The organism is Niallia sp. 01092 (assembly GCF_052318935.1).
In the GTDB taxonomy this organism is placed as follows: Bacteria; Bacillota; Bacilli; order Bacillales; family Cytobacillaceae; genus Niallia.
Genome location: NZ_JBQRKO010000064.1, coordinates 1 through 703, shown reverse-complemented (window position 1 = coordinate 703; position 703 = coordinate 1). Strand labels below are relative to the sequence as shown.

Genomic DNA, 703 nt, shown 5'->3' with positions numbered 1-703 from the left:
GCGAAAAGCAAGGCAATCCATGGAGTCCACGCTCCTAAACTGTCTGCAAAGGTTAAATTAAACACAATAGAGGAAAAAGCCCCCATGACCATTAATCCTTCTAACCCTATATTTACTACACCAGCCCGTTCTGAAAAATTACCTCCGAGTGCAGTAAAAATCAGCGGCGCAGCCCATAATAGTGAAGAAGGAATGACAATGAATAAAACATCCATTAATCCCACTTACTTCTCCCCCTTTTTTCTTTTATTTGTACTTAATTTCTCCAAAAATAAGCGAATCATATAACTGGAAGCAACAAAAAATACAATAAGTGCAATAATAATATCGACCATTTCATTTGGCACACCCGCTTCAAGCGGCATATTTAATGCCCCTACTTTTAAGAAGCCAAATAGTATGGCAGCTAATACGATGCCGATTGGACCATTTGCACCTAGAAGCGCTACGGCAATTCCATCAAACCCTACGCCAGTAAAGCCGCCTTTTGTACTGACATAACCGAATGTACCTAAACCTTCCATCGCACCTGCAAGACCAGCAAAGGCACCAGAAATCACCATAGAAAGAATAATATTGCGGTTCACATTCATACCAGCGTACTGAGAGGCATGCTGGTTAAATCCAACCGCTTTTAATTCATAGCCCTTTGTTGTTTTTTCTAAAAGAAGCCACATCACCACCACAGAAATAAGGGCAATAA

The 703-nt window shown here is 40.7% G+C and carries 2 protein-coding genes; both read right to left on the bottom strand.

Features of this window, described 5'->3' with window-relative positions; genetic code table 11:
* Positions 1–224: ABC transporter permease subunit (locus ACTXGU_RS22280; RefSeq protein ID WP_443483700.1), on the bottom strand; the 224-nt coding region annotated here is incomplete at its 3' end.
* On the bottom strand, positions 225–703 hold a 479-nt coding region (locus ACTXGU_RS22275), incomplete at its 5' end, for an ABC transporter permease (RefSeq protein ID WP_443483699.1).